1 protein-coding gene is annotated in these 1,150 nt (G+C 70.2%); it reads left to right on the top strand.

Features of this window, described 5'->3' with window-relative positions; translation table 11 throughout:
* Positions 1-43: 43 nt before the first annotated feature.
* Positions 44-1,150, top strand: a 1,107-nt coding sequence (locus AC5RV2_RS18220; RefSeq protein WP_494093496.1) for an LCP family protein, incomplete at its 3' end; no start/stop codon positions are given.

A 1,150-nucleotide genomic window follows, 5' to 3' on the forward strand; every position in this document is an offset into this window, starting at 1 on the left:
CACGCCGCGGCGCGGGCAGGCGCGGGCCGCCAATCCGAGGCACATGGGCCGCGGACCCAGACTGCTGTGGCTGAAGGTCGTTGCGGGCGTGCTGGCGCTGGCGCTGGCGGCCGGTGTGGGCGTCGTGGTGTTCAAAATCGTGGGCCTGCGCGACAGCCTCAGCACCTCGCCGCTGAACCTGGGCACCGGCGCCCCGGGGCTTCCGGTGGACCTGAGCCGCGATCCCGTGCAAATCCTCATCCTGGGCACCGACACGCGCGTCGGCACTGACGGCCGGTACGGCTCGGACGGCCCCTCGGCCGGCCGCGGCAAGTCGGACGTGATGATGCTGATGAACCTGTCCGCGGACCGGGAACGGGTCACCGTGGTCAGCCTGCCGCGCGACCTGCTCACCACCATCCCCACCTGCACCGATCCGGAGACCGGCGAGGTGTATCCGGAACAGCAGGATGCCCAACTCAATGCCGCGCTGAGCTATGGCGGCCCCGGCTGCACCGTGGCGGCCGTCAACGAGATGACAGGCCTGGAGATCGACCACTTCATGATGGCCGACTTCAACGCCGTCAAGGAGCTCTCCACGGTGATCGGCGGCGTGGAAGTCTGCGTCAACGAGCCCATCAATGACACCTACTCCAAGCTGCGGCTGCCGGCCGGAGTCAGCACCGTGCAGGGCGAGCAGGCGCTGGCGTTCCTGCGCACGCGGCACTCCTTCGGCGACGGCGGAGACCGCGGCCGGATCCGTGCGCAGCAGAGCTTCCTGGCGTCCATGGCCCGCAAGGTCCAGTCCGAAGGCACGCTGACCAACGTGCCCCGCCTCTACTCCATCGCCGAGGCCGTGGTCAACAACCTCACGGTGGACGAAGGCCTGGCGGAGGTTTCCCGGCTGCTGGCCCTGGCGGACCGGGTCAAGAGCGTTGACCTGGGGAAGGTCGCGTTCGTCGCGCTGCCCACTACGAGCGCCCCCATGGACGAGAACCGCCTGGTCCTGGACGAGGAACCGGGACAGGCCCTGTTCCAGATCCTGCGCCAGGACGGCGACGTCACCGCGCCTGAGGTCAACACCGCCGGGAAGCCCGACCCGACGACCACCGGGGAAGCCGGCGGGGAACCCACAGCCGGTGCCTCAGGCGGCGGCGCCCCGTCCCCGACG

The sequence above is a fragment of the Arthrobacter sp. Y3225116 genome, assembly GCF_059091245.1.